Below are 1,702 nucleotides of genomic sequence, written 5' to 3' on the forward strand. Positions count from 1 at the left end.
ATTATCTTTCAATGCTATCGACGCGGAGGCGGCTTTAGCCAAGACCGGCACATTGGAAATTTCATCAAGAGATTCATGGGTTAGAATCCCGTCAAGCAAACGGGTAGGATTAGGTATGCTAAGGCGAATGTCAGCGGATAATTCTTCCAAATTACTTTTAGGTTTATCGCTGAACGATCTTCTTTTTTCATGGTCGGGAAATGAATTTGCCGCTTTCGGCTTGGAGGGGCGGCCTCACCCTATTTATATGATTCAAATTGCCGATGAGAAAAAGCGGCAAGGAATATTTGACCGCGCTTTTAAATCTGCCGCGCTTAACGAAAATGTCAAGTTAAACCTTGACGGGGTCCGTATTCCGCGTATTGAGGTTCCCGAATTTCTTCAGTCTCTTTTAAGGCGCTGGAATATTTTTATACCTTCCCCTTATTATACAATTTACAAAGATTATTTCCTTGTAAGCGAATCCGCGGAGGCGCTTCTTGCCGCGTTACGCGCCATGCAAAGAAACGATGTGCTGCCAAAAACCGCCATCTGGCGCGATATTGCGGGGGGAAAAACCGTCGCGAGCTCTTTTAGTTTGTATTACTCGCTGGATCTTTCAGTGCCTTTTTTTCTGCGTAATAACACCGCCCTTAGCGGCTTTTTATCCCTATATCGCCAAGGGCTTGCCCGCCTGAGCTTTAATAAAGGGCTTGTTGAAATTTCCCTGTCGCTTGTTCCCGGTTCAGGCGGCGGCATAACCCTTGTAAGCGGTTATCCGCTAGACGCCGGCGGGAAGCCTTCTAACCGTATTTACGGGGCGGGCAAGGGGGAAGAAAGCAGGGTGTTCTATTCTTCGGGCAATACCGCCGTCTCGTTAAAAATCGCGGATAACAGTACCAGCGAACTTACCGGTCAGGGTAATCATTGGGTTATACCCGCCGTCGATGTTACGGTAAAAGATATGGCTGGAACGGTATTCGCCTGGGTTGTTACAGATCGTGGGCGCGTAACGCTTGTAGACGGCAATATGGAAATTGTTCAAGGCTTTCCGATACTTACGGGACTTCAGCTTTCCTCCGCTCCCGCCGCGTTTATGGGAAAGCTTTACCTTTGCGATGAAGACGGCAAAGTTTATACGGTTGACGCAAACGGCAAGCAAAGCGTTTGGGAAACTTCATTTATTGCCGCTCTCCGTTCCCCGCCGTCCTTCCTTTCCGTTTCAACAGGCGGCAAAAAAAACAGCGTGTATGCGGCAGTTTATCCAAAAAGTTTCTTTGGCGAAATATGGCTGCTTGACGATGAAGGAAGAACGCTCCCAAATTGGCCTGCTCCCATAGCTATAGAAAATGACAGTGAAGAAGGCGGCAGCGTCGGAATTGGTTTTGGATCGCCGCTGTTATTTGCACATAACAATAAAATTTATGCCGCCTTTGTGAATCAATCGGGACAGTTCTTGGTTTATGATGAAGACGCGGTTCTTGTTCCGCCGTTCCCTGTCGCGCTTGACGGAGTTTTTTACCAACAGCCTGTCTTTGACGGAGAATATATGTGGCTTGTTTCGTCTAACGGAACATTTTTCAGGATAAGCTTGGAAGGCGAAATTCTGTATCAAAGTATTCCCGGTTTTTCAGTAAAAGAAGAAGGTTATATAACGTTCTTTGACAGCGATGGAGATAAAGTTCCGGAAATTTATATCACAGGCGAGGGCAACGCTCTTTAT

1 protein-coding gene is annotated in these 1,702 nt (G+C 46.9%); it reads left to right on the forward strand.

What is annotated here, in order from left to right; all coding sequences use genetic code 11:
* Positions 1-127 precede the first annotated feature (127 nt).
* Positions 128-1,702, forward strand: a 1,575-nt coding sequence (locus tag ACYVRA_RS06390) for a hypothetical protein (RefSeq protein ID WP_461251915.1), incomplete at its 3' end; no start/stop codon positions are given.

The sequence above is a fragment of the Treponema sp. R8-4-B8 genome (genome assembly GCF_054786175.1).